General features: G+C 58.7%; 19 protein-coding genes, 1 tRNA gene and 3 pseudogenes. 19 read left to right on the top strand and 4 right to left on the bottom strand.

Annotated elements, in window-relative coordinates:
• The first annotated feature begins 2 nt into the window (after positions 1–2).
• Complete coding sequence (locus FOC67_RS14690) at positions 3–290, top strand: DUF3509 domain-containing protein (RefSeq protein ID WP_003090684.1); 288 nt, start codon at positions 3–5, stop codon at positions 288–290.
• A gap of 325 nt (positions 291–615) precedes the next feature.
• Here the strand turns inward: FOC67_RS14690 and FOC67_RS14685 are convergent, their stop codons facing one another.
• Positions 616–792 (bottom strand): hypothetical protein, encoded by a 177-nt coding sequence (locus FOC67_RS14685; RefSeq protein WP_003099098.1) that lies wholly within the window; start codon positions 790–792, stop codon positions 616–618.
• Positions 793–876: 84 nt separating this feature from the next.
• Positions 877–1,203, bottom strand: coding sequence for a hypothetical protein (locus tag FOC67_RS14680; RefSeq protein ID WP_003090681.1), 327 nt, complete (start codon positions 1,201–1,203; stop codon positions 877–879).
• Positions 1,204–1,394: 191 nt separating this feature from the next.
• On the opposite strand from FOC67_RS14680, the gene FOC67_RS14675 reads away from it, so the two are divergent.
• The 10 genes from FOC67_RS14675 (at position 1,395) to FOC67_RS14630 (ending at position 9,953) form a co-directional block, all read left to right on the top strand.
• Positions 1,395–2,258: an alpha/beta fold hydrolase gene (locus tag FOC67_RS14675; protein ID WP_003090679.1), complete on the top strand. Its 864-nt coding sequence runs from the start codon at positions 1,395–1,397 to the stop codon at positions 2,256–2,258.
• Positions 2,259–2,507: 249 nt separating this feature from the next.
• A complete protein-coding gene (thrS, locus tag FOC67_RS14670) occupies positions 2,508–4,430 on the top strand; it encodes a threonine--tRNA ligase (RefSeq protein WP_003090677.1) in 1,923 nt (640 codons plus the stop codon).
• Positions 4,430–4,981: a translation initiation factor IF-3 gene (gene infC, locus FOC67_RS14665; RefSeq protein WP_003119938.1), complete on the top strand. Its 552-nt coding sequence runs from the start codon at positions 4,430–4,432 to the stop codon at positions 4,979–4,981. The genes thrS and infC overlap by 1 nt, the downstream gene beginning before the upstream one ends.
• Before the next feature lie 61 nt (positions 4,982–5,042).
• Positions 5,043–5,237 (top strand): 50S ribosomal protein L35, encoded by a 195-nt coding sequence (rpmI, locus tag FOC67_RS14660; RefSeq protein WP_003090673.1) that lies wholly within the window; start codon positions 5,043–5,045, stop codon positions 5,235–5,237.
• A gap of 23 nt (positions 5,238–5,260) precedes the next feature.
• Positions 5,261–5,617: a 50S ribosomal protein L20 gene (gene rplT, locus FOC67_RS14655; protein WP_003099086.1), complete on the top strand. Its 357-nt coding sequence runs from the start codon at positions 5,261–5,263 to the stop codon at positions 5,615–5,617.
• 97 nt (positions 5,618–5,714) lie between these two features.
• Positions 5,715–6,731 carry a phenylalanine--tRNA ligase subunit alpha gene (gene pheS, locus FOC67_RS14650; RefSeq protein WP_124169605.1) on the top strand — a complete coding sequence of 339 codons (1,017 nt, stop codon included), beginning with the start codon at positions 5,715–5,717 and terminating at the stop codon, positions 6,729–6,731.
• Positions 6,732–6,765: 34 nt separating this feature from the next.
• Positions 6,766–9,144 (top strand): phenylalanine--tRNA ligase subunit beta, encoded by a 2,379-nt coding sequence (gene pheT / locus FOC67_RS14645; RefSeq protein WP_009313950.1) that lies wholly within the window; start codon positions 6,766–6,768, stop codon positions 9,142–9,144.
• A 3-nt stretch (positions 9,145–9,147) separates the two neighbouring features.
• Positions 9,148–9,450, top strand: a complete 303-nt coding sequence (ihfA, locus tag FOC67_RS14640) for an integration host factor subunit alpha (RefSeq protein WP_003090661.1) — start codon at positions 9,148–9,150, stop codon at positions 9,448–9,450.
• Positions 9,431–9,787 carry a MerR family transcriptional regulator gene (locus FOC67_RS14635; RefSeq protein WP_003090655.1) on the top strand — a complete coding sequence of 119 codons (357 nt, stop codon included), beginning with the start codon at positions 9,431–9,433 and terminating at the stop codon, positions 9,785–9,787. Before ihfA ends, FOC67_RS14635 begins: the two co-directional genes overlap by 20 nt.
• Before the next feature lie 89 nt (positions 9,788–9,876).
• Positions 9,877–9,953, top strand: a tRNA-Pro gene (locus tag FOC67_RS14630).
• A gap of 160 nt (positions 9,954–10,113) precedes the next feature.
• On the opposite strand, the pseudogene FOC67_RS14625 reads toward FOC67_RS14630, so the two are convergent.
• Together FOC67_RS14625 and FOC67_RS29760 are read right to left on the bottom strand one after the other, a co-directional pair.
• Positions 10,114–11,250, bottom strand: a pseudogene (locus tag FOC67_RS14625) (IS3 family transposase).
• A gap of 232 nt (positions 11,251–11,482) precedes the next feature.
• A complete protein-coding gene (locus FOC67_RS29760; protein WP_071535526.1) occupies positions 11,483–11,719 on the bottom strand; it encodes a hypothetical protein in 237 nt (78 codons plus the stop codon).
• Between the two features lie 240 nt (positions 11,720–11,959).
• Between FOC67_RS29760 and FOC67_RS14620 the strand changes: the two genes are divergently transcribed.
• The 8 genes and pseudogenes from FOC67_RS14620 (at position 11,960) to FOC67_RS14590 (ending at position 26,896) form a co-directional block, all read left to right on the top strand.
• Positions 11,960–13,603, top strand: coding sequence for a Shedu immune nuclease family protein (locus FOC67_RS14620; RefSeq protein ID WP_009313951.1), 1,644 nt, complete (start codon positions 11,960–11,962; stop codon positions 13,601–13,603).
• Positions 13,604–13,914: 311 nt separating this feature from the next.
• Positions 13,915–14,144: pseudogene (gene vapB, locus FOC67_RS29755) on the top strand (type II toxin-antitoxin system VapB family antitoxin).
• Positions 14,144–14,563, top strand: a pseudogene (vapC, locus tag FOC67_RS14615) (tRNA(fMet)-specific endonuclease VapC). The pseudogenes vapB and vapC overlap by 1 nt, the downstream one beginning before the upstream one ends.
• 4 nt (positions 14,564–14,567) lie before the next feature.
• Positions 14,568–15,563: a Fic family protein gene (locus FOC67_RS14610; protein WP_003138847.1), complete on the top strand. Its 996-nt coding sequence runs from the start codon at positions 14,568–14,570 to the stop codon at positions 15,561–15,563.
• Between the two features lie 134 nt (positions 15,564–15,697).
• Positions 15,698–20,821 (top strand): RecQ family ATP-dependent DNA helicase, encoded by a 5,124-nt coding sequence (locus FOC67_RS14605; RefSeq protein WP_116819699.1) that lies wholly within the window; start codon positions 15,698–15,700, stop codon positions 20,819–20,821.
• Between the two features lie 105 nt (positions 20,822–20,926).
• Positions 20,927–23,419 (top strand): TerB N-terminal domain-containing protein, encoded by a 2,493-nt coding sequence (locus tag FOC67_RS14600; protein WP_009313953.1) that lies wholly within the window; start codon positions 20,927–20,929, stop codon positions 23,417–23,419.
• Positions 23,416–24,711: an ATP-binding protein gene (locus tag FOC67_RS14595; protein WP_009313954.1), complete on the top strand. Its 1,296-nt coding sequence runs from the start codon at positions 23,416–23,418 to the stop codon at positions 24,709–24,711. The genes FOC67_RS14600 and FOC67_RS14595 overlap by 4 nt, the downstream gene beginning before the upstream one ends.
• Complete coding sequence (locus FOC67_RS14590) at positions 24,686–26,896, top strand: DEAD/DEAH box helicase (protein ID WP_003138851.1); 2,211 nt, start codon at positions 24,686–24,688, stop codon at positions 26,894–26,896. Before FOC67_RS14595 ends, FOC67_RS14590 begins: the two co-directional genes overlap by 26 nt.
• Positions 26,897–26,918 lie beyond the last annotated feature (22 nt).

The following is a 26,918-nucleotide window of genomic DNA, read 5'->3' as shown; positions in this document are numbered from 1 at the left end:
TCATGGAAAAGTCCATCAAGATGCTGTTCGATGCCTTCCAGGCCACCTTTGCCGTATCCACCCAGATGCGTCCAGACGGCGGCGCCCTGCTGACCCTGCGCAACGGCGAAGAGATCGTGACCCGTCGCGTGGTGTCCGCCGCTCAGTTGGCCGACGAGAAGCGCATGTACTGGTTCATCAACGCCGTGCGCCGCGACCTGGCCCTGGAGGCGGGGAGCCTGCCGGTGGATGTGGTCGGCACCCTGCGTCGTTTGCAGGAGCGCGGCCTGCCGAGCTACATGGCGGGCTGAACGGTTCGTCCGGAATCCTGGCGGAGGCCTCCGGCAGGGCGGGCGAGAGTGCTAGAGTGAAGCTTCGAGGGGGCTGGGCGAGGATCGACCGGCCCCGCTCGTGTCGGAAGGGAAGGCCAGGGCTGGTCTGCCCGTTCGGCGCTTCGGCAGGCTGGCGCAGAACGATGCAAGGTCGTTCGGGTCAGCATCAGGGATGAAATGACTGACAGGAGTCGGGATGCTGCGTTACGTCGTGGGTTTTCTCGCGTTCACCGTGCTGGCGGCCTATCTGTTGCTGGGGGTTTCCCAGCACGCCTTCCTGCCGTGACCGGTCGGCGTGGCGGCTTCAGCTGCGTTGTGGAAGAGGCTGTGGCGGTCGCGCGGGATGCCGGTTTTCGGCTTGCCGTGCCTTGCGTTGCAGGCGCGCGCGCCGACGCGGCACGCGCAGGAAGGCCCACAGGGTGACGCCGGCGAGGCCCAGCCAGGCGACGATCAGCAATGTGACGAAGGATTCGGGAGTCATGGTTCGTCCTCCTCTTACCCAAGGATAGACCCTGCGGGAAGGGGAATTACTGCAATCGGTCTTCGACCATGGTCTGAAACGCGGTCACTCGGGGCCGGCGCCGACCAGAGCCAGGCAGCCGGTGAGGCTGGTCAGCAGGGGCAGGGCGAGCAGGAAAGCCAGCCAGATGGCCTCCATGCGCAACAGCGTGGCGCCGAGGAACAGCGCGACCAGGAGGATGGTCATGAGCAGGGCGGTCCAGCCGAAGTACATGGCGAAGTTGTCGATGCCCAGGCCGATGCCCCAGCCCAGCAGCAGGGCCCATACCCCGGCCAGTGCCAGGCCGAGGGCCAGCATGCTCGCCAGGGTCCGGGCGGACGGGGCATGCAGCGGGTGGTTGCGGAATAGCTCGTAGAAGATCGGCGTATTCATCGGCGTCACCTCCGCAGGGGAACTTCCAGCCTAGCCCAGCGGGCGAGACGGCCCTAGACCTATTTGTCATTACGGGGCGTGACCTCAGGCCGCTAACATCCATCTTTTCCAGGCGATGCCGTGCATCGGGCTGCGGGCCCGATCACCGTTCGTCGCGCTGAGTCGAAAAAGAAACCGAAAGGGTTGCGTGCATGAGTGGCGAACTCGCCTCGTTCGAGGTGGATGGGTATCAACTGGTCTATCAGGACCTGGGCGAGGGCACGCCGGTGCTACTGGTCCACGGTTCGCTCTGCGACTACCGCTACTGGCAATGGCAGTTGCGCAGCCTCGGCGAGCGCCACCGGCTGATCGTGCCGAGCCTGCGTCACTACTACCCCGAGCGCTGGGACGGGCAGGGTGCGGACTTCACCAGCGCCCGCCACGTCGCCGACCTGCTGGCGCTGGTCGAGCGGCTCGGCGAGCCGGTACACCTGCTCGGCCATTCCCGTGGCGGCAACCTGGCGTTGCGCCTGGCGCTGGCCGCTCCGGACGCCCTGCGTTCGCTGAGCCTGGCCGATCCCGGCGGTGACTATGCCGCCGAGGTCTACGCTCACGCCGGCCTGCCTGCGCCCGAGGAGCCATTGGAACGCAACCAGTTCCGGCGCCAGGCGCTCGAATTGATCCGTGGCGGCGAGGCGGAGCGGGGGCTGGAACTGTTCGTCGATACGGTGAGCGGCGCCGGGGTATGGAAACGCTCGTCGGCGACGTTCCGCCGAATGACCCTGGACAACGCCATGACCCTGGTCGGGCAGGTGGCCGACCAGCCGCCGGCGCTGGCGCTGTCGGAACTGCGCTCGATCGACCTGCCGAGCCTGATCCTCAACGGCGAACGCAGTCCGCAACCGTTCCCGGCCACCGCCGAGGCGCTGGCGGCGGCCCTGCCGCGCGCCAAGCTGCAACGCATCCAGGGTGCGTCCCATGGCCTCAATGCCACCCGTCCGGCGGCTTTCAACCGGTCGGTACTGGAGTTCCTGGCGCGCGTCGATGGCGTTGCGCCGGACGTGGAAACGTCCTGAAGCGAGGCCGGGCGAACTGACCGCTCGTCAGCTCGCCACGGATGCTTTACCATGGGCGCTTCGCGCCGGATCAGCTCCGGCGTTTTTCGTCAGTATCCATTCCCAGTGATCTCCGTCCGCGCGCTTCGGCGCAGGGGTGCCGCAAGGCGCCTGCCACTGTGAGGCAGGCCGGCCCGGCGGGCGACGCTTACTGGCACATCCCAACCCACGTGGCCTTTGGTAGGGGTCACCACTAGGAGAGGAGGCGCCATGCCCATCATTACTCTTCCCGACGGCAGTCAACGTTCCTTCGATCACCCGGTCTCCGTGGCCGAGGTGGCCCAATCCATCGGCGCGGGCCTGGCCAAGGCGACCCTCGCCGGCAAGGTCGACGGCCGCCTGGTCGACGCCTGCGACACCATCGATCGCGACGCGACCCTGCAGATCATCACGCCCAAGGACGAGGAAGGACTGGAGATCATCCGCCACTCCTGTGCCCACCTGGTCGGCCATGCGGTCAAGCAGCTCTATCCGACCGCGAAGATGGTCATCGGCCCGGTGATCGAGGAAGGCTTCTACTACGACATCTTCTTCGAGCGCCCCTTCACCCCCGAGGACATGGCGGCGATCCAGCAGCGCATGCGCGAGCTGATCGACAAGGACTACGACGTGATCAAGAAGATGACCCCGCGCGCCGAGGTCATCGAGCTGTTCAAGTCCCGTGGCGAAGACTACAAGCTGCGCTTGATCGACGACATGCCGGACGAGAAGGCCATGGGCCTGTACTTCCATGAGGAGTATGTGGACATGTGCCGCGGCCCGCACGTGCCGAACACCCGCTTCCTCAAGGCGTTCCAACTGACCAAGATTTCCGGCGCCTACTGGCGCGGCGACTCGAAGAACGAGCAACTGCAACGTATCTACGGCACCGCCTGGGCCGACAAGAAGCAACTGGCGGCCTACATCCAGCGCATCGAAGAGGCCGAGAAGCGCGACCATCGCCGCATCGGCAAGCAGCTCGACCTGTTCCACCTGCAGGAAGAGGCGCCGGGCATGGTGTTCTGGCACCCGAACGGCTGGAGCGTCTACCAGGTGCTCGAGCAGTACATGCGCAAGGTCCAGCGCGACCATGGCTATGTCGAAGTGCGTACCCCGCAGGTGGTCGACCGCATCCTCTGGGAGCGTTCGGGCCACTGGTCGAACTACGCCGAGAACATGTTCACCACCTCCTCGGAAAGCCGCGACTACGCGGTCAAGCCGATGAACTGCCCGTGCCACGTGCAGATCTTCAACCAGGGCCTGAAGTCCTACCGCGACCTGCCGCTGCGCCTCGCCGAGTTCGGCGCCTGCCACCGCAACGAGCCGTCCGGCGCGCTGCACGGGATCATGCGCGTACGCGGCTTCACCCAGGACGACGCGCATATCTTCTGCACCGAAGAGCAGGTGAAGAAGGAAGCGGCCGATTTCATCAAGCTGACCCTGCAGGTCTACCGCGACTTCGGTTTCACCGACATCGCCATGAAGCTGTCGACCCGTCCGGCCAAGCGCGTCGGTTCCGACGAGCTGTGGGATCGCGCCGAAGGCGCGCTGGCCGATGCGCTGAACGAATCCGGCCTGGCCTGGGAATACCAGCCGGGCGAGGGCGCGTTCTATGGGCCAAAGATCGAGTTCACCCTGAAGGACTGCCTCGGCCGTAACTGGCAGTGCGGCACCCTGCAGTACGACCCGAACCTGCCGGAGCGCCTGGACGCCAGCTACATCGCCGAGGACAACAACCGTAAGCGCCCGGTGATGCTGCACCGTGCGATCCTCGGGTCCTTCGAGCGCTTCATCGGCATGCTCATCGAGCACTACGCCGGAGCCTTCCCGGCCTGGCTGGCGCCGACCCAGGCGGTGGTGATGAATATCACCGACAAGCAGGCCGATTTCGCCGCCGAGGTGGTGCGGATCCTCGGGGAAAGCGGATTCCGTGCCAAGTCCGACTTGAGAAACGAGAAGATCGGCTTTAAAATCCGCGAGCATACTTTGCTCAAGGTTCCCTATCTCTTGGTTATTGGAGATCGGGAAGTTGAATCGAAGGCCGTCGCGGTGCGTACGCGCGAAGGGGAAGACCTGGGCTCCATGCCCGTCACCCAGTTCGCTGAGCTGTTGGCACAGGCGGTTTCCCGGCGTGGTCGCCAAGACTCGGAGTAATCATTATTAAGCGTGAAATGAGACAGGATAAGCGAGCTCAACCGAAACCCCCGATCAACGAGAACATCTCGGCTCGTGAGGTACGGTTGATTGGAGCTGATGGCCAGCAGGTTGGTGTTGTTTCGATCGATGAGGCGATCCGCCTAGCCGAAGAGGCGAAGCTGGACCTGGTTGAGATTTCGGCCGACGCGGTGCCTCCTGTCTGCCGCATCATGGACTACGGCAAGCACCTGTTCGAGAAGAAGAAGCAGGCTGCGGTCGCCAAGAAGAACCAGAAGCAGGCGCAGGTCAAAGAAATCAAGTTTCGTCCAGGGACGGAAGAAGGGGATTACCAGGTAAAACTACGCAACCTGGTACGTTTCCTTAGTGAAGGGGACAAGGCCAAGGTATCCCTGCGATTCCGCGGCCGTGAGATGGCTCACCAGGAGCTGGGGATGGAGCTGTTGAAGCGGGTCGAAGCCGACCTCGTGGAGTACGGCACCGTCGAGCAGCATCCTAAGCTGGAAGGACGCCAGCTGATGATGGTCATCGCTCCCAAGAAGAAAAAGTAACCACCAGGGCACTGGCAGGCCTTGCGGTTATGCGTAATCACTCAATGCGGAGTATCCGAACATGCCAAAGATGAAGACCAAAAGTGGCGCGGCCAAGCGCTTCAAGAAGACTGCTGGTGGCCTCAAGCACAAGCACGCCTTCAAGAGCCACATCCTGACCAAGATGACCACCAAGCGTAAGCGTCAACTGCGCGGCACCTCGATGCTGAACAAGTCTGACGTTGCGCGCGTAGAACGCTCCCTGCGTCTGCGCTGATTATTAAGGTAGAGGATTAATTCATGGCTCGTGTTAAGCGTGGCGTTATCGCCCGTCGTCGTCACAAGAAAATTCTGAAGCTCGCCAAGGGCTACTACGGTGCACGCTCGCGCGTGTTCCGCGTTGCCAAGCAGGCGGTGATCAAGGCTGGCCAATACGCCTACCGTGACCGTCGTCAGCGCAAGCGTCAGTTCCGCGCACTGTGGATCGCCCGTATCAACGCTGGTGCTCGTCAGAACGGTCTGTCCTACAGCCGCCTGATCGCCGGCCTGAAAAAGGCGGCCATCGAGATCGACCGTAAGGTCCTGGCCGATCTGGCAGTGAACGAAAAAGCGGCGTTTACCGCGATTGTCGAGAAAGCGAAGGCAAGCTTGGCTTAAGCCCTACGACAATCACCGGACTTCGGTCCGGACGTAACGTCACCGATAGGGGAAGAGCCTTACCGCTCTTCCCCTATTTTGTATCTGGAGTCCATACATGGAAAACCTGGATGCGCTGGTCTCTCAAGCATTGGAGGCTGTGCGACACACCGAAGACGTCAATGCCCTGGAGCAGATCCGGGTTCACTACCTCGGCAAGAAAGGCGAACTGACCCAGGTGATGAAGACCCTGGGCGACCTGCCGGCCGAAGAGCGGCCGAAGGTCGGCGCGCTGATCAACGTGGCCAAGGAAAAGGTCCAGGATGCGCTGAACGCGCGTAAGACCGAGCTGGAAGGGGCCGCGCTGGCCGCCCGGCTGGCCGCGGAGCGCATCGACGTCACTCTGCCTGGCCGTGGCCAGCTGAGCGGCGGCCTGCATCCGGTCACCCGCACGCTGGAGCGCATCGAGCAGTGCTTCAGCCGCATCGGCTACGAAGTCGCCGAAGGCCCGGAAGTCGAAGACGACTACCACAACTTCGAGGCGCTCAATATTCCGGGCCACCACCCGGCGCGTGCCATGCACGATACTTTCTATTTCAATGCGAACATGCTGCTGCGTACCCACACCTCACCGGTGCAGGTGCGGACCATGGAGTGCCAGCAGCCGCCGATCCGCATTGTCTGCCCGGGGCGCGTCTACCGCTGCGACTCCGACCTGACCCACTCGCCGATGTTCCACCAGGTGGAAGGCCTGCTGGTGGACGAGGGCGTCAGCTTCGCCGACCTCAAGGGCACCATCGAGGAATTCCTCCGCGCCTTCTTCGAGAAGCAGCTCGAAGTGCGCTTCCGTCCGTCCTTCTTCCCCTTCACCGAGCCCTCGGCCGAAGTGGACATCCAGTGCGTGATCTGCAGCGGCAACGGCTGCCGCGTGTGCAAGCAGACCGGCTGGCTGGAAGTCATGGGTTGCGGCATGGTGCACCCGAACGTGCTGCGCATGTCCAACATCGATCCCGAGAAATTCCAGGGCTTCGCCTTCGGCATGGGCGCCGAGCGCCTGGCCATGCTGCGCTACGGGGTGAACGACCTGCGTCTGTTCTTCGATAACGATCTGCGCTTCCTCGGACAATTCCGCTAGGCCAGAACGCAACCGGATTCCTTAGGAGAACAGGATGAAATTCAGTGAAAAGTGGCTGCGGAGCTGGGCAAATCCGCAGGTTTCCCATGACGAGCTGGTCGCTCGCCTGTCCATGGTCGGCCTCGAGGTCGACGCCGACCTGCCGGTCGCCGGCGCCTTCAGCGGCGTGGTGGTCGGTGAGGTGCTCTCGACCGAACAGCATCCGGACGCCGACAAGCTGCGCGTCTGCCAGGTCAGCAACGGCAGCGAGACCTTCCAGGTCGTCTGCGGTGCGCCCAACGTGCGCGCGGGCCTGAAGATTCCCTTCGCCATGATCGGCGCCGAACTGCCGGGCGACTTCAAGATCAAGAAAGCCAAGCTGCGTGGCGTCGAGTCCTTCGGCATGCTCTGCTCGGCCAAGGAATTGCAGATCAGCGAAGAGAACGCCGGTCTGCTCGAGCTGCCGGCCGACGCGCCGGTCGGCCAGGACGTCCGCACCTACCTGGAGCTGGACGACTACACCATCGAGGTCGGCCTGACCCCGAACCGCGGCGACTGCCTGTCGCTCGCCGGCCTGGCCCGCGAAGTCAGCGCCATCTACGACGTCCCGCTGGCGTCGGTGGCGGTGGACGCGGTCGCCGCGCAGCACGACGAGATCCGTCCGGTCGAACTCGCCGCGCCGGCCGCCTGCCCGCGCTACCTCGGCCGGGTGATCCGCAACGTCGACCTGAGCCGGCCGACCCCGTTGTGGATGGTCGAGCGCCTGCGCCGTTCCGACATCCGCAGCATCGACCCGGTGGTCGACGTCACCAACTACGTGATGATCGAACTGGGCCAGCCGATGCATGCCTTCGACCTTGCCGAGATCAACGGCGGCGTGCGCGTGCGCATGGCCGAGGACGGCGAGAAACTGGTCCTGCTCGACGGCCAGGAAATCACCCTGCGCGCCGACACCCTGGTGATCGCCGACCACCAGCGCGCCCTGGCCATCGCCGGGGTGATGGGCGGCGAGCACAGCGGCGTCAGCGACAGCACCCGCGACCTGTTCCTCGAAGCCGCGTTCTTCGACACCATCGCCCTGGCCGGCAAGGCTCGCTCCTATGGCCTGCACACCGACTCCTCGCATCGCTTCGAGCGCGGCGTCGACAGCCAACTGGCGCGCAAGGCCATGGAGCGCGCGACGCGCCTGATCCTCGACATCGTCGGCGGCGAGCCGGGGCCGATCGTCGAGCAGGCCAGCGAAGCGCACCTGCCGAAGGTCGCGCCGATCAACCTGCGCGCCGAGCGTGTGACCCAGATGCTCGGCATGCCGCTGGACGCCGCCGAGATCGTGCGCCTGCTGCAAGCCCTGGAGCTGACGGTGGTAGCCGACGGGGAAGGGCAGTGGTCGGTCGGCGTACCGAGCCATCGCTTCGACATTTCCCTGGAAGTCGACCTGATCGAGGAACTGGCCCGTCTCTACGGATACAATCGCCTGCCGGTGCGCTACCCGCAGGCGCGCCTGGCGCCGAACAACAAGCCGGAAGCGCGCGCCGCGCTGCCGCTGCTGCGGCGCCTGCTGGTCGCCCGCGGCTACCAGGAAGCGATCACCTTCAGCTTCATCGATCCGGCCCTGTTCGAACTGTTCGATCCGGGCACCCAGCCGCTGACCCTGGCCAACCCGATCTCCGCCGACATGGCGGCGATGCGTTCCAGCCTCTGGCCGGGCCTGGTCAAGGCGCTGCAGCACAACCTCAACCGCCAACAGTCGCGGGTCCGCCTGTTCGAAAGTGGCCTGCGCTTCGTCGGTCAACTGGAAGGCCTGAAGCAGGAAGCCATGCTCGCCGGCGCCATCTGCGGCAAGCGCCTGCCGGAAGGCTGGGCCAACGGCCGTGACGGCGTGGACTTCTTCGACGCCAAGGCCGATGTCGAGGCAGTGCTGGCCAGTGCCGGTGCCCTCGGCGACTTCAGCTTCGTGCCCGGCGAGCACCCGGCGCTGCACCCGGGGCAGACCGCGCGCATCGAGCGGGAAGGGCGGCTGGTCGGCTACCTGGGCGCGCTGCATCCGGAATTGGCGAAGAAACTCGACCTCGAGCAGCCGGTGTTCCTCTTCGAGCTGCTGCTGGCCGAAGTGGTCGACGGCCACCTGCCGAAGTTCCGCGAGCTGTCGCGCTTCCCCGAAGTGCGCCGCGACCTGGCGCTGCTGGTGGATCAGGACGTGCCGGCACAAGACATCCTGACACAAATCCGTGCGGCGGCCGGCGAATGGCTGACGGACCTCAGGCTGTTTGATGTGTATCACGGTAAAGGCATTGATCCGCATAGAAAAAGCCTTGCCGTCGGCTTGACCTGGCAGCATCCATCGCGCACTCTTAATGACGATGAAGTCAATAGCACGACGCAGAACATCGTCACGTCGTTGGAAGAAAGGTTCAATGCCACGTTAAGGAAATAGCGTATGGGGGCTCTGACGAAAGCTGAAATTGCGGAACGTCTGTACGAAGAGCTGGGCCTGAACAAACGGGAAGCCAAGGAGTTGGTGGAGCTGTTCTTCGAAGAGATCCGCCAGGCGCTGGAGCATAACGAGCAGGTCAAGTTGTCCGGTTTCGGCAACTTCGACCTGCGCGACAAGCGCCAGCGCCCCGGACGCAACCCGAAGACCGGCGAAGAAATCCCGATCACGGCCCGCCGCGTTGTCACCTTTCGTCCAGGGCAGAAACTGAAGGCCAGGGTTGAGGCATATGCTGGAACCAAGTCATAACGACGAGCTGCCACCGATTCCCGGCAAGCGCTACTTCACCATCGGCGAAGTCAGCGACTTGTGCGCGGTCAAGCCCCACGTGCTGCGCTACTGGGAGCAGGAGTTCCCGCAGCTCAACCCGGTGAAGCGCCGCGGAAACCGCCGCTATTATCAGCGCCAGGACGTGCTGATGATCCGCCAGATCCGCGCGCTCCTCTACGACCAGGGCTTCACCATCGGCGGGGCGCGCCAGCGCCTCTCCGGCGACGAGGCCAAGGACGACGTCACCCAGTACAAGCAGCTCATCCGCCAGATGATCGCCGAGCTGGAAGAAGTCCTGCTGGTCCTGAAGAAGTGACGGAAGCAAAAAAAACTTCCACTTATCAGAAGCTTAGTATATAGTGCGGCTCACTTCGGAAGCACAGTCACTGAGCTTGGAAGTACAGTCGGGGCGTAGCGCAGCCTGGTAGCGCACTTGCATGGGGTGCAAGGGGTCGAGTGTTCGAATCACTCCGTCCCGACCAAAAATCCCTAGAAAATCCAGTCACTTAGCGGTGACTGGATTTTTTATGCCTGATGCTTTTGTAGCGTCTCCGAATTTTGCCCCACTTTTTGCTCCGCCGGTGTTTTTTGCTGCAATCTGCCGAGTGATAGGTGACCTGCTCCCAGTTTTAGTAGCGCTGCCTAGTTAGTAGGCCCTGGGGTTGATATCAATTTTTCCTGCTTCAATTGCTGCTGGCGAGCTCGCCAACTTGCAGCAAATTCCGCCGGGGTGAGATTGCCAATGGCGCTGTGCGGTCGGTGCTCGTTGTAATCCCGTCGCCAGGCCGCAACGCGGATTCTGGATTCGGCCAGCGAACAGAACCAGTACTCGTTGAGGCATTCATCCCGGAACTTGCCGTTGACCGACTTGATGAAGGCATTCTGCGTGGGCTTGCCAGGCTGAATCAGCTTCAGTTTGATGTCGCGCTGATAGGCCCATTGATTGAGCGCCTTGCCGGTGAACTCGGGACCTTGGTCGGTGCGGATCGCCTGCGAGTAGCCCCGAAAGTGTGCCATTTCGTCCAGAGCCCGGGTGACGTGAAACTGCTGATACCGTGCTCCACCAGGATGCCAACCGACTCCTTGGTGAAGTCATCGACCACCGTCAGGCATTTGATCCGCCGCCCTGTGCTGAGCGCGTCGAAGACGAAGTCCATCGACCAGACTTGGTTCGGTGCGCTCGGCAGGCTCAAGCGTTCGCGCTCCACCGCGATGCCGTGGCGGCGCCTCCGCCGCTTCACCATCAAGCCAGCGGCTCGGTATAGGCGGTAGATCCGCTTGTGGTTGACCTTCACGCCAGCACGCCGCAGCAGGATGTGCAGGTGGCGATAGCCAAAGTGCCGACGCTGCTGGGGCCAGCTCCACTAGTTGGGCTTGTAGCTCGGTGTTTTGCACGCTGGCTCGCGGGTGGTAGCGCAACACCGAGCGGGGCAGCCCGATCAACTGACAGGCACTGCCCTCGGAGATGCCAGTTCGCGCCTGCATCTCCTGCACCGCCTCCCGTCGCGCTGTCGGGCTTACCCTTTCCCTGGGCGACTACTTTGAGCGCCTTGATGTCGAGGTGGGCCTCGGCGAGCAGCTTCTTCAGCCGGCTGTTTTCCAGATCGAGATTCTTCAGGCGCTTGGCATCCGGCACGGTCATGCCGCCGAACTTGTCCCGCCAGGTGTAGAACGAGGCATCACTGAAACCGTGCCGGCGGCACAGCCCCTTTACCGGGACACTGACTTCGACCTGTTGAGGAAGTCGAGAATCTGCTCTTCGGTAAAACGCTTTTTCACTGCCGTCTCCTGCTCGGAAAACGGACTCTACTAAGTTTGACTTGGTACTGAAAGTGTGGGGCAGGTCATTTGGCCAACATAGGCCATTTGTTCGATTGATGAGCCATGCTGAGTTTCTTTTGAGCAATAGCTGGCAAAAGCAGGGAGTGCAGCATCAACCGGGAGTAGTGGGGGCGGAGGAGGATAGGGTGTCGGATCAGGCTGGCAGGTTGAAGTGGTGCCCGTAGATCAGTCATAAGTTGTTGGCCAGCACGTGATGATCCAGTCTCTCACCGAGCTGGGCGCCAGTGGCACAGCTACCGGTCCCGCCAACGAGTCCTCCGAGAATGGCGCCTGATACGGGTCCGAGCGTGTTGCCCGGCGGGTCAGCAATAGAATCAATTACTGCACCAGCCCGACCTCCGGCCAAGGCAGCACTGGCGCCGCGAGCGGCATCGCCTACAGTACCAACCGCGGCGGTGATTTTCATTGCATGGTGGACTGACGCGAATTTTGGGGGGTTACAGCAGGGGCACTGCAATGATGTATGACTGAGAACTTTTTGAATAAAATGGTTCTTTTTTTATATCTTGCTACGCTAGGCAGAAACTGAATAAGAGCTGCTGGCAACAGAGGTTGAAACGTGACATGGGTTGATTGTTGGGGTATTGCAATCAGGACGCGTCGGTACGATATGCCAACATATATATATCGTCTCTGGGAGCAACGAATGGATAATCTGAAAACACGAATCGTCAATTCATACAATGACCTGTCAGCGGACGCTGACTCATTTTCGGAGTCGAGCGGAAAGTCGCGAACTGTGGTGGAGCCAGTGCTCAGGCTGTTGCGCAAGGCGTTACTCTTGGATATTTCCGGTGGCGAAAAGCGAGTTCCTGATGCTGATGAAATCAAAGACTGGGTGCTGAAACTATTCGCGAAAAATCCCACCGTTGGTGACATGGTGCGAGCCCTTCTATTGATTAAGGAGGATCTAGTTGTTAGCGAGCACCAACTGCCTTCTATCGAAGAGGCACTGCGCGAAATCGGCCTATTGGAGCAGCTCCACTTGCCAGACTTCTTCTTCGTTTCCTCGGAGTTGGAGGGAGAGCCTTGTGGTGTACTGTTCGAACGTTATGAATCGGACGGTGAAGTCCTCGTGTTTCTGGCCACTCTCTTCGATAAGAAGAACCTAATGCAAAAGGTTGGCAGGATGGCGATTCGTGTCAGCAAAGAGTCTCCTGAGCCTTTCTTGTCCATCTGTACCCCGGACGGCTGGCTTAGGGTGCCAAAAAATCAGATCGTGCCGGGTTCAGTCAGTTCCTTCACGGTCCAATGCCTGCTTGAATATAAGTATTACATTTATCCCACTCTGCCCTTGAGCTCCATTATTGCTCCCGAATTGACTAGGAGAAAGGATAACATTCATTTAGTAAGCCTGATAAAAGAGGCTTATCTGGACAAAGTAGTTTGCACACGAGTCCGCGTTCCCCTAGACGTCGTGCAACCACGAGACATCGACTATGCACTGCATACGCCGGATGAGCAGATACGAGATTGTATGCCTTATGCGGCACATACTGAGTTCCTGCTATACGAAGAGGATGGAGTGCTTATCATGGATGATGACTATACCCCATATTTAGCCTGCCAAGCGCTCAGGGTCAAGGAAGTCACAGCGGTCATCTTGGGTAAGTTTAACCAGTCGCGGGCCAAAGTTCTTTCCATTGGGTACAGCGAGCTTATGCCTCCCATCTCCGTTTCACCCAGTGCACACCAGTCGCAGAAGCGCCTTAGAGACAAGCAAGAGCTTCTTAAGAAAAAATTACAATCCCTGAGGCCTTCCTTCCTCCCGGCGGCAAAAATGGAGAGGAGTTTCATTGAGTTGTGCTGGTTACTGAACAGGGTTAAAACTCGGGAAAGAGATCTACACAGATTCCTGAAGGAAAATTACCAGATACTGGACTCTCACCTGGCGGCAATCTTCAGCGAAGTACCCATAGGCAAGTATCGGGCAGACCTAGTTCTGCAGTATCACCAGTCTGACAAGCGTGTGGTGCTGGTCGAACTTGAGCCACACGATAAGCAAATTTTTACCAAAAAAAATCGCCTTAGGCACCAGGTGACTCATGCTCTACAGCAGGTAGAAGATTGGATACAGGAAATACATAGAGGCGTACCCAATATACCAGGCTGGCTTCAGGGAAGTTACACTGCAGAAGGCATGATAGTTATTGGACGCTCGAAAGACCTGACAGAAGAGCAGAGGGAAACTCTCGCGCTGAAGAATGCCAAATCCAGCATCAAGATACTGACCTACGATGATTTGCTGGAGCGCCTGTCTCGGCTTATAAAAACGCTTGACAAGGAATAGCCTTGAGTTGGTGTACCCCTTTTGATGAACGGCATTTTTTCATTGGCAACCGTTTCAGGTCGTTCCTGCCGATTAGCATCAGTAGCTGAGGGGCGATCCAGGAGGGCTATGGAATCGGAGGTGGGGCAGCCAGAGTTCCCTCTGAGCCCACATGCGTTCCGTCGGGGTGTTGGTCGCTGCTTTACTGGCGAGGGCGTTGGCTCTGCTACAACTCGCGGTTTTGAGACATCTTAACGCGTATATCCTGTTGACATATCTCGGCTGAGGGCTAGGGTGTGATGGACCTTGTGTATGTCCCCCGGAGGTGGTTAATGGAGCAAGGAGCCGTGTTTCAGAATAACTGTAGCCAGGCTGTGTGTTTGTCCAAAGCAGCTGCGTTGTCAGGTGAGGTGAAGCGTGTCGACATCGTTGTGGTTGGCAGGACCAAGATCATCATACCGGCAGGTGAGGTCTGGGAAAGTTGGTTCGATGATAAGGGCGTGACGGCTGGTTTATGCCTGAACGAGATCAATTATCAGGTAAGGCGAGCGAGGCGTTTTGATGCTGAAGTATCATGCTGATACCAATATCTGCATCTTCACTATCAGGTACCGTCCGCAGCATATGCGGGAGCTGTTTAAGCGCCACTGTGATTAAATTATCCTCAGTGCCATAACCTCTATGGAGCTGATTTATTGGGCCGAGAAATCGGCGACTCCTGAGCGCAATCTGTCTGACATTGATGGACTTGCTGCGCGCCTGGAAGTACTGAAGTACGACCAAGGTGTTGCCGCTCATACCGGACAGCTACGTGCAAAGCTGGTCAGGGCTGGTACTCACTGAGGTTCTTACGATTAAATTATTGCCAAACATGCTCGTTCGAAGGGATTTATTTTAGTGACGAATAGTCTGAGTGGGTTTGAGCGTGTACCTCTGCGCATTGAGAAATGGGTAGACTGCGATCGACTGTTGGAGTGTTGAGCGCATGAGAAAATACCAGCCACCGTTGACGTTAACGCCACGCATGTTGGCGCTGGCTGCCGAGATTGGGGAGCGTGTTGGGCATTTGTCCGCTCTGCATGAAGGGGCGCTGACGCCGCAACTGCGTCGGGGTAACCGCATCCGTACTATCCAGGCGTCACTCGCTATTGAGAACAACACGTTAAGCGTCGAGCAGGTCACTGCTGTGTTGGATGGCAAGCGTGTGCTTGGTTTGCCGCGTGAAATTCAGGAAGTGCGCAATGCCTTTTCAGCCTACGAGGTGATGCCCGAGTGGCAACCGAGTTTGCGTGATGATTTACTGGCAGCCCACGCGCTGCTGATGCACGGGCTGATCGATGATGCCGGTAGCTATCGGCGCGGGGGTGTAGGCATCTATCGAGGAGAACGTTTGCTGCACATGGCACCACCGGCCAACCGGGTTCCGCAGTTGATGGACGATTTGCTGGCATGGCTGAGCCGCTGCGAGCTGCATCCACTGATCGCCAGTTGCGTGTTCCATTACGAGTTCGAGTTCATCCACCCCTTCGCAGATGGCAATGGGCGAATGGGGCGCCTATGGCAAACCTTGATACTCAGCCAATGGCGAGCGGTTCTTGCGTATTTGCCCGTCGAGAGTGTGATTCGCGAGCAGCAGGATGCTTATTACGAGGCATTGGCTGTTTCTGACAAGGCAGCAGAGGCGGCGCCTTTTGTCGAATTCATGCTGGCTGCCCTGCGTCAGGCATTGCTTGAAGGTGTTTCAGGCGATCAAGTAAGCGATCAAGTAAGCGATCAAGTAGCACGCCTGCTGCAAGCGTTACCGCCAGGTGAGGCCCTCAAAGCCAGCGAATTGATGCAGCGCTTAGGGCTGGCGCACCGTCCGACCTTTAGCAACAACTACCTCAAGCCTGCCCTGGTTGCCGGCTTGATCGAGATGACCGACCCCGCGTCGCCGCGCAGTCCGGCACAGAAGTACCGGCGAACTGGGTTTTCCAAGTAAGCCTTAAAAGGCCTGTGTGGAGCCTAGATATCTCTTATCGGTGCTTGATTGATGGCATGATGATGTTCATCACCTCCATCGTTCATGCGCTAAATGATGATTGTCGTAACAGTTGAGCAGGGAATGCCCGTTTGATGTCGCCACTTCCTCAACCCAAGGGCCTGATATTCGATCTTGAGGTAGTGCCGCCCAAGAACAATCAACCTGCCCGAATCATGATGGTCGGTGCCCTTCGGCCTGACTTAGGGGCAGAGTTGGAGCTGAAGGTCTCTGGAGACCCGTCCCCAGCTTTGCAGCAGCTGGATGCACTGTCCGACGGGGCGAGTTTCGTGCTCGGCCACAATGTCATCGACCACGATCTGCCTATCTTGCGCGAACATTTTCCCGGCATGGCTTTGCATGCTCTGCCGGTCATCGACACCCTGCGTCTGTCGCCACTGGCGTTTCCACAAAACCCGTATCACCGGCTGATCAAGGATTACAAGCTTATCCGTGACAGCCTCAACTCGCCGTTGTCCGACTGCCGCTCGACGTTGGTTCTTTTTCTGGATCAACGCCAGGCCTTCACGCAGTTGAACGAGACCAACCAGACGGAGCTTCTCTGCTATCAGGCGTTGCTGGCGCCGAGTATGCGGGGAGATCTGGGGGCTTTCTTCGCATCCCTGACTGGGCAGTCTCCGGTGTCTGTACCCGAGCTCCGAGCGCGGTTTCCACAATTGCTGCAAGAGACGGATCCAGCCCTTCAGCGTGACTTGAAGGTATGCCGAGCACGGCTTGAGCAACTACTTGAGGAGGATTTACAGCGGGAGGATCTGCATTGGCCGTTGGCCTACGCACTGGCCTGGCTCCGTGTATCTGGCGGCAACTCGGTACTGGCGCCCTGGGTGCGACATCAGTTTCCAGAGGTTGGGCGGCTAATCTCCGAGCTGCGTGATATGCCGTGTGAGCGCGAGGATTGTCAGTACTGTCAGACGACTCATGACCCACGCCACGAGCTGAAGCGCTATTTCGGCTTCCCCGATTTTCGTTACGAGGGTCCTGGAGAGAGTCTCCAGCACGATATAGTGCTGGCCGGCATGCGTGGTCAACACGTCCTGGCCATCCTGGCGACCGGCGGGGGCAAGTCGCTGTGCTATCAGTTGCCGGCGCTGAACCGGTTTCATCGTAACGGCAGCCTTACCGTCATCGTCTCGCCGCTGCAGTCGCTGATGAAGGATCAGGTCGACGGGCTGCTGGAACGTAACGTCCAGTGCGCCGCAGCGCTGAATGGCCTGTTGACGATGCCGGAGCGCGCCGAGGTACTGGAGAAAATCCAGATGGGCGATGTCGGCATTTTGCTGGTATCGCCCGAGCAGTTCCGCAACAAGGCTTTCCGGCGAGCGATCCGCCAGCGTCAGGTCGGTGCCTGGATTTTCGATGAGGCGCATTGCCTGTCGAAATGGGGTAGCGACTTTCGGCCAGACTACCTGTATGTCTCCCGCTTCATCCGGGAGTACACCGGTGATCAACCGCTGGCGCAGATTGGTTGTTTTACCGCGACGGCCAAGCCTGATGTGCTCGCAGATATCCAGAGCCATTTCAGGGAAAGCCTGGGCATTGAGTTCAAGGTGTTCCCCGGAGGGCACGAGCGAACCAATCTGCATTTTGATGTGCTGCCCTGCACCAAGGCAGAGAAGTGGTCGCGTACGGATGGATTATTGCGAGAGCACCTGGACGCTCAGGAGGGCGGTGCAGTCGTCTTCGTTTCCAGTCGCAAGAGTGCTGAGGAGCTGTCCGATTTCCTGATTGGCCAAGGATGGCCTTGCAAGCACTTTCATGCCGGTCTTGAGCCCAACACCAAAACGGATATTCAGGACGACTTCAAGGCTGGGCAACTGAGAATCATCGTAGCTACCAACGCCTTCGGAATGGGCGTGGACAAGGCTGATATCCGTCTCGTCGTGCATGCCGACATACCAGGTTCGCTGGAGAACTACCTGCAGGAGGCGGGCAGGGCTGGGCGTGATCAGGGCGATGCGCGCTGTGTGCTGTTGTACGACCCGCAGGACATCGAAACCCAGTTCGGCATGAGCGAGCGCTCGAAGCTCAGCATCCGCGACATCCAGCAGATCCTGCGCAAGTTGCGTAACGAGAGCAATCGGCGTAAGGGCGGCAAGCTGGTCATCACGGCGGGTGAAATCCTGCTGGACGATGATGTTGAAACCAGCTTCTCCGCGGATGAGCGTGATGCCGAAACCAAGGTCGTTACGGCGGTTGCCTGGCTGGAGCGTGGTGATTACCTCAAACGTGAGGAAAACCATACGCAGATTTTCCCGGCACGGCTGGATGTGAGCGAGGAAGAGGCCGAGAAGCGCTTGCTGAAGGCCGAGTTGCCGCAACGTCGATTGGAGGAGTTCAAGGCTATTCTGCGCTTTCTCTACGGCGCCGATGTTGATGAACGGGTGAATACCGACCAGTTGATGCAGTTGACCAGTCTGGAGTCGGAAGAGGTTGCCAGCGCACTCAAGCAATTGGAGGAGATGGGGCTGCTGGTCAACGACTCGCAGATAACGCTGTATGTGCGCCATGGTGTGACGGGGGCTTCCAGTCAACGCCTTTCCAGCTCCCTGGAGCTGGAAAGGGCTTTGTTGCAATGCCTGCCAGAGCAGGCACCGGACGCCGAGCATGGCGATTGGCAGGATTTGAATCTGCCGGCATTGACCGCTGAACTTAAGTCCGCGACAGGGTTGGATGAACTGCTCCCGCTGCATGTGCTGCGGCTGTTGCGCAGCCTGGCCCAAGATCATGATGCCGATGATCAGCAGCGCAGTAGCCTTGAGCTCAGGCAACTCAATCGTGACTACCTCAAACTGCGTATCAAGGGTGGTCACTCCTGGGCGAAGATTGTTGGCTTTGGTGACGTGCGGCGTGCATTGGCTAGCAAGTTCCTGGAACTGTTGGTCGGTAAGCTACCGGCAGGATTGCGTGGCGCGGATCTGCTGGTCGAAACGAGTTTTGGCGAATTGCTCCAGGTGATCGAAGGTGACCTCGAACTGCCGCATCTGATTCCGCCGAACAGGCGCCGTAAGGTGATTGAGCATGTCCTGCTTTATTTGCATCGGCAGGACATTTTGACCCTCAACCACGGCATGACGGTCATGCGTCGGGCCATGACCATCGAGGTCAAGAAGGAAGACAAGCGTAAGACCTTCCTCAAGGAGGACTACTTGCGACTCGACGAGCACTACCGCGAGAAGCGCATTCAGGTTCATGTGATGCGTGAATATGCGGAAGTGGCGCTGAAGGAGATGGCTGAGGCGTTGCGCCTGGTGCTGGACTACTTCACCGACTCCAAGCAGGCGTTTATCAAGCGGCATTTTAATGGGCGGGAGGACGTGCTCAAGCTGGCGACCAGCGAGGAGTCATGGAAATCGATTATCGAGTCGCTGAGCACTACTCAGAAACTGATAGTCGCCGACGATGACGACATAAATCGGCTGGTGCTGGCTGGGCCGGGCTCCGGCAAGACACGTGTGATCGTGCATCGCATCGCTTACCTGCTGCGGGTGCGGCGAGTACCAGCGACCAGCATCGTGGCGTTGACCTTCAACCGCCACGCGGCGAACGAGATCCGCAAGCGGCTGTTGGCCTTGGTCGGGGCCGATGCCTACGGTGTCAGCGTCCTGACCTATCACAGCATGGCCATGCGCTTGACCGGCACCCGTTTCGAGCGAGGCGCGACGGTCGACGAGCGAGCCCTCAAACAAGTATTGAGCGATGCCGTCGAGTTGCTGGAGGGTAAGCGCAATATTGAGGGCGAGGACGACCTGCGCGAGCAGCTACTGCGCGGCTACCGTTACATCTTGGTTGATGAATACCAGGACATCGACGACCTGCAATACCGTCTGGTCAGTGCTCTGGCTGGGCGGCACGCGGAGGAAGATGGTCGGTTGTGCATCATGGCGGTAGGCGACGATGACCAGAACATCTATGCCTGGCGCGATACCAATAATCGTTATATCGAGCGCTTCCGCGAGGACTATGAGGCCTCGACCAGCTTCCTGGTCGATAACTATCGTTCTTCCCTGCGCATCATTGAGGCGGCCAACCAACTCATTGGCCAGAATTTGGCTCGACTGAAAGAGGCCAATCCCATCCGGATCGACAGGGCTCGGCAGGAGCTGCCCGCTGGCGGGCTATGGGAAGAGCGGGACGAGCAGCGGAAAGGTCAGGTAATGCGACTGCTGATCGACCCGAGCGACCGTGAGCAGGGCAACCTGCAGGCACAGGCGGCCATGGTGGAGTTGGGACGGTTACTCGCGCTAGAACAGGGGAGCTGGAACGGCTGTGCGGTTCTGGCTCGGACGCACCGCTATCTGTGGCCGATCCAGGCTTGGTGCGAGCAGCACGATATTCCTTATTTCCTGGCAGCAGACAAGGAAACGGCGTTACCCATTACTCGGCAGCGCAGTTTTGTGGCTGCAATCGACTATATGCGAGAAATCAAAGGTGCTTTGTGCGCGGCTGACGCATGGCAGCGTTTGTCGGGTAGCAATCAACTGGTGGAAGCCGAGTGGAAGAGTTTTTTCCAGACGGCCTTTGAGCAAATGCGAGGAGAATTGGGCGACTGCCAACTTGGCAGTGGTGCCTTGATCGACTGGCTGTACGACTACGCCCGTGAATTGCGTCAACAGTCCAAGGACGGCCTCTATCTTGGTACCGTGCATTCGGCCAAAGGTCTGGAGTTCCGCCATGTCGTTCTGCTGGATGGTGGCTGGAGCACGCAGGTCGATACCCTGGCTGATGAGCGACGTTTGTACTACGTGGGGGTGACGCGAGCCGAACAGACCCTGACGTTGTGCGAATTCGCTGACGGCAATCCATTCAGTCGCAGCCTGATGAGAGATGTTCAGCAGCATGAGTTTCAGGGACAACCTCTTCCTGGGTTGGAGGTGCGCTTTCAGCAACTCACGCTGAAGGAGATCGATATTGGTTTTGCCGGTCGTCAATCACCACATGCCCAGATACACAAGGCCATTGAGGCGCTTCGCGAGGGCGATCCGCTGACGTTGAAGGAAGAGGCTGGTCGGTATCAACTGCTCGACAGGCAAGGCAACGTGGTTGGGCGAACCGCTAAGTCATTCCAGCCACAGATCGGCTTCGATCAATGCGAAGTCGCAGCCGTCATGGTGCGGTTTACTGAGGATAGTGAGGAGCAGTATAGGGATTTGAATAAGTGTGAGCGCTGGGAGGTGGTTGTGCCGAGGGGGAGAGGGTAGGTGCTACGTTGGACAGGTAGCATACGGATATTTTGGGAGTTGGCTGTGAGGACGAAATCTTTAATACTGGCGATCGGCCTGCATTGAGTAGAGAGTGGATTGGAAATGGCAAGGAAGCGCAGAGGTAGAGGGAAGCCCAATTTGTCTGGCGGATTGATCCTCGCGGCTATCGTGCTGGGCCTTCTCGCTTCTATTCCTACGCAGGCCTGGATGGTTTTGATCGGCGTAGCGATTATCGGCTTTGGCGTATGGCTGATAGTGAGGTTCTCCGATAAACCGTCGGTCGTAGCTTTCCCTCCTAGCAAGCGCCCCTCTTCTTCGAAGGCAACACGGTCAGACAATGCAGCTCTGTCCCATGATCTGACATTTTCTCTAGATGAAGTCGCTCCCTTACAGGCAAATACGCTCACTCGTACTCAGAAAAAGGTTTCGGCTCAGGCTCCAGCGTCATCGTCTGAGAGGAGAGATAGCGCCGGGCTGTTTACCGTGACGCTTGAGGTATCGGAGCGGCCGTCCCATCGAATCCCAAGTGCGCCTGCTAATTTGGCCGTTTCTAAAGCGCGTTGGTTACCTCAGGACGAATTCATCGAGATTGCCGGAGAGAAGATTTCAGGCGGGATGATTTATGTCGGCGAGGATCGGAACAGCCGTTATGGTTCCTCGGAGCCCAGCCTGATCAACCCCAAGCTTAAGGTCGCGCGAGGTATTGTAGATATCGCCGAGCGCCTTACTTCCTACTGGTCGAGTTACGACAGCATCTCCCCTGAAGCACGACGTGCTTATCTACAATGGCTATCCAGCGGTCGGAAAGCCCCGCATGCCAACATCGGCTACGTCTTCCTGTTCTTCTATGGTCTGGAACGCAGGGTGTTTGTCGATGCGAAGACGGATCGAGCAGCGGCCGCCGAGACTCCCAGCATCATTGCCGAAGTCGAGAGGTTGCTCTCAATTTATGGTGAGAACCATTCCTTCAATAACTATGCAAGCCGCTTCGTGGACTTCCTTCGTCAGGGCGCGGTGCTTACTCGACTCTATTTGGAAACACCACCAACACCGTTGCCTTACGGCTACGAAATGCCTATCGAGTTGCGTATCGGCTTGGGGCAGTTGGCCGTCGATAAGCATCCGCTACCAGCCAACTGGGCATTGGCCTGGGTGCTATCCGATCACAGCATCGGAAAACGGACACCCGTAACTCGCTGTGAGGATGCATTTGCCCGCTTGTTTCATATGCGCTACGAAGAGCGGTATGGCGCAGGGATAGTCCTCCCACAGAACAAAACTCGGTTGAAATTTCAGTACAACACCGCCTCTGCGGGGCTACCTTCCCAGGAATTGGATGGCCTATCCGAAATTCCCGACGTAACTGCCACCTCTGCAGCGCGGAAGAAGCTGCAGCAACTGGTCGACGAATGTACGGTGCAATTGGAGCCATACAGCCGTTATCTCGGCCGTAATCCTGGCGCACCAGATGCATTGGAAGGGCTCCTACAATTACCTGTTAGCCTCTGGCCTGCGGGCGCTCGGGCAGAGCTTGATGAGTTGAAGCAACGCATCGGCGACGGCATGGTGGTCATGAGCTTCGGTGAGCTGGCGGGGCGGCTGCAGAGTGCAGGAGCCTTGTCGCGAGACAAAGTCCTCACACTGGCCCGAGCTTTGGAATCATTGCACATTGGTATCGAGCCAGATGTACTGGCAGGCAGCAGAACGCCCAAGCCTGAGGATCGCGTGGCGCTCTTCGCGACCCAGGCTGAAGATGGTGATCTACGTGCTTCACCGGCATACAGCGTCGCTTCTGTCACTTTGGATCTCGCCTGCGCTGTGGCGGCTGCCGATGGCGACACCTCGCCGAAGGAAATCATGCTGCTATCCCAGCATGTCGACTCTTGGAGCCATTTGAGTGGCGCGCATCGGAAGCGTCTGAAGGCCCATTTGCGTCTGCAGCTCAACCAGCCGCCAACTTTGCAGAGTTTGAAGAAGAAGCTGGAGCCCTTGGCCGACTCGGCGAGGAGGGCAGTGGCGGCATTCCTTGCCCACCTGGCGCAAGTAGATGGTGAGGTCAGCCCAGCAGAGGTGAAGCTGCTTGAGCGTGTCTACAAGACCCTACAATTAGATTCGCAATCGTTGTACAGCGACCTTCATGTCGTAGCCAGTGGCAATCCTGCTGGTTCATTGCAGGCCACGCCTGCTGCTCCTGGGGCAACTCAGTCCAAGACCATTGGCGGCTTTGCTTTGGATCACGATCGCATTGCTCAACTGCAGCGTGAGACCGAACAAGTGTCAGCGCTGTTGGCTCAGGTCTTTGTCGGCGAGCAGCCTGTTGAGCCGGAGGAGGTTTCCATTGAAGAGGCCGGTGAGGATACCTCTGGCGTCTGCGGATTGGATGCCGATCTCTCCGCCTTTCTACGTGTGCTTGTATCCCGTAATGAGTGGACGCGAGACGAGTTGGAGGCGGTAGCAAGCGATATGGAACTCATGCTCGATGGGGCATTGGAGCAGATCAATGATATGGCCTTCGAGCATTTCGATATGCCCGTCACTGAGGGTGAAGATCCCTTCGAAATCAATCCAGACGTCATGGAAAATCTACCGCTATGAGCAGCATCAGAGCCAAGGATCGCGATACGGTCATTCAATCCCTGCGAGCCGGTGTTGTTCCGCGGGCAGGCCAACACCTGATCCAGGTCGGACGTGCCGGTGAACTCGAAGCTCTCATTCGTGACGTTGAGCGTTTGGCCGAGAGCGGCTCCGCATTCCGGGTAGTGATTGGTGAATATGGTGCGGGTAAGACATTCTTCCTCAATCTGGTGCGTTCCATTGCAATGGAACGCAAGCTCGTCACCATGCATGCGGACTTGAACCCGGATCGCCGCCTACACGCTACTGGTGGGCAAGCACGTTCGCTGTATGCCGAGCTAGCGAAGAACATGGCTACCCGTACTAAGCCAGATGGCGGTGCTTTGCAGGGAGTTGTCGAGAGGTTTATCTCTCAGGCTAAGACCGAGGCCAAGGCATCCGGCAAAGACAGCGAGGTAGTTATTCGTGAGCATCTCGCCCAATTGACCGAGATGGTTAATGGCTACGATTTTGCCGAGGTGATCGCTGCTTACTGCAAAGGTTTTGAAGAAGGCAACGAGCAGCTAAAGGCTGAAGCGATTCGTTGGTTGCGTGGTGAGTTCACCACAAGAACCGATGCGCGATCCGCTCTGGGGGTGCGAACCATTGTCGACGATGCGTCCGTCTACGATCAGCTCAAGCTGCTTGCTCGGTTTGTCCGGCTGGCAGGCTTCAGTGGTCTGATGGTGTGCCTTGATGAGCTGGTCAACTTGTACAAGCTCTCCAATACACAGGCTCGTAACGCTAACTACGAGCAGATCCTGCGTATCCTGAACGACTCTCTGCAGGGGACAGCAGAGGGGCTTGGTTTTGTGCTGGGGGGGACACCCGAGTTCCTGATGGATACTCGCCGTGGCCTTTACAGCTATCCGGCCCTGCAGTCGCGTCTAGCGGAAAATAGTTTCGCCAAGTCCGGGCTGGTGGATCTCTCCGGACCTGTTATCCGGCTCGTCAGCCTGACACCTGAGGATTTCTACGTGCTGCTCCAGAAACTACGCCATGTCTATGCTGCGGGCGATAGCCAGCGGTACTTGCTGCCTGATGAGGCATTGCCGCTGTTCATGGGGCACTGCAATCAGCGGCTGGGAGAGGCCTACTTCCGTACCCCGAGGACTACCATCACCGCATTCATTAACCTTCTGGCGGTGTTGGAGCAGAACCCTGGAACCGACTGGCGAAGCCTCCTGGGTGCTGTAGAAATTGCGCCGGATAGAGGTGGCGAGGCCGACACTCAAGTAGATGCTGACGATGAGCTTGCCACCTTCCAGCTCTGAGTCCACTGGGTTCACATTACTCGAGCCAAGAATTCAGCGCTGGATCTGGGCCGAGGGCTGGACGTCCCTGCGGGACGCTCAGGAGCGCGCTATTCCGGCCCTCTTGGGGGCGGATCAGGATGTGATTATCGCGGCCGCGACAGCGGCGGGGAAAACTGAAGCTGCTTTCCTGCCCATTCTCAGCAACCTTCTGCAGGATCAGGACTCGCCTGGAGCTGTGCTGTATATCAGTCCGCTGAAGGCGCTGATCAATGATCAATGGGATCGCCTGACCAGGCTTTGTGATGATTTAGAGCTGCCTGTTATCGCTTGGCATGGAGATATTTCCGCAAGCCGCAAACATCGTTTCCTAAAGTTTCCGCAAGGCATTCTGCTGATTACTCCAGAGTCGCTTGAGGCGCTATTCGTGAACAGGGGAACAAGCCTCGCTGGGCTGTTTGTAAATATGCGCTACCTGGTAGTGGATGAGCTGCATGCCTTCATCGGCAGCGAGCGGGGCAAACAACTGCAGTCGCTTATGCATCGTGTGGAGTTGGTCATTGATCGACCTCTACCCAGAGTAGGGCTTTCCGCGACACTTGGAGATATGGCGCTGGCGGCAGCCTTCCTGCGTCCCAATGCTCCTGAGCATGTATCGGTGATTGAGTCGAAGGGGGCTAGCCAGGTACTGAAGGTTCAAATCAGGGGATATGAGGAGGCTCGACAGAACCTATCGGCGATATCTGAGGGTGAAGAGGTCTTCTCTGCTGACCATGCCATTGCAGAACATCTCTTTCAGGTGTTGAGGGGTAGCAATAACCTGATCTTTCCCAACAGCCGATCCCAGGTGGAGTGGTTCGCCGATAACCTGAGGCGGCGTTGCGAGCAGGATGGCGTGCCGAACGAGTTCTGGCCACATCACGGGAGTTTGGCGAAGGATATTCGAGAGGAAACCGAGAAAGCTCTGAAAGCTGGTGATCGACCTGCCACTGCAGTTTGCACCACAACACTAGAACTCGGGGTGGACATTGGCAGCATCAAGACGGTAGCGCAGATCGGGCCTCCACCGTCAGTTGCTAGCCTCCGTCAGCGCTTGGGGCGATCCGGTCGCCGTCCAGGTGAGGCAGCCATTCTCCGAAGCTACTGTAAGGAGCGGCAGTTGGATGATGGCTCTCCATTGTCGGCTCGGCTTCGCCAAGACCTGGTGCAGAGCATCGCTATGATCAGGCTGCTAATGCAAGGATGGTTTGAACCGCCTCGTGTTCAGGGGCTGCATTTGTCGACGTTAGTACAGCAGTGCCTCTCGGTGATTACCCAGCGAGGCGGGGCAACGGCAGCAGAGCTGTGGAGTACTCTGATTCGAAGTGGCCCGTTCGCCGGAGTGGAGCAGGGCAGTTTCCTCAGCTTGCTTCGTACTCTTGGCGAGCGCGATTTGATTGCTCAGGAAGCATCGGGTCTCCTACTGCCCGGAGTGCTGGGTGAGCGTATGATCAATCATTACGACTTCTACAGTGCATTCGTCAGCAACGAGGAGTTCCGCCTGGTATGCGATGGCAAACCACTTGGAGCATTACCGGTATCCAGGCCACTGACTATCGACCAACGCATTATCTTTGCTGGACGACGCTGGCGAGTCACGGATGTGGATACCGAGGCCAAGGTTATCGTCGTGAGATCTGACCCTGGTGGTGCTCCACCGTCCTTCGACGGACTTGGGGCTCGTGTCCATGATCGTGTCAGGCAAGAGATGAGGACAGTTTTACTTGAGGCGGACACCTATCCCTATCTTGACACTGCAGCTCAGAAGCTCTTAGCCGAGGCTCGTAGCACCTTCTCGGATCTTGGGTTGGCGCACTCAAGCATGATCGAAAGTGGAGGTAAGACTTACCTCTTTACCTGGCAAGGAGATTGGGCGAACGATGCTCTGGCCATCTTGTTAACTCATATGGGGCTACCCAGCGAGAATGTTGGTCTGGTCACTGAGGTAGAGGGGGATAGGGCTTCGCTTGAGAGCAAACTGCAAGAGATAGCTGGATGGGGTGGTATTGATGAGCCTACCGTTTTGGGTGACGTACAGAACATGGTTCAAGAAAAATGGGATTGGGCGCTTCCGCCGAAATTACTCATACAGTCGTACGCCACGATGTATCTGGACTTGGAGGGAGCAAAAGAGTTGGCAAATATTCTGTTGAGTTGTCGACACTGAATTGTAGGGGTCTGCTGATCCC

This window comes from Pseudomonas sp. FDAARGOS_761, from assembly GCF_013343155.1.
Lineage (GTDB): Bacteria > Pseudomonadota > Gammaproteobacteria > Pseudomonadales > Pseudomonadaceae > Pseudomonas > Pseudomonas aeruginosa.
The sequence above is the reverse complement of the archived record's forward strand: the minus strand, read 5'-3'. Positions and strand labels throughout refer to the sequence as shown.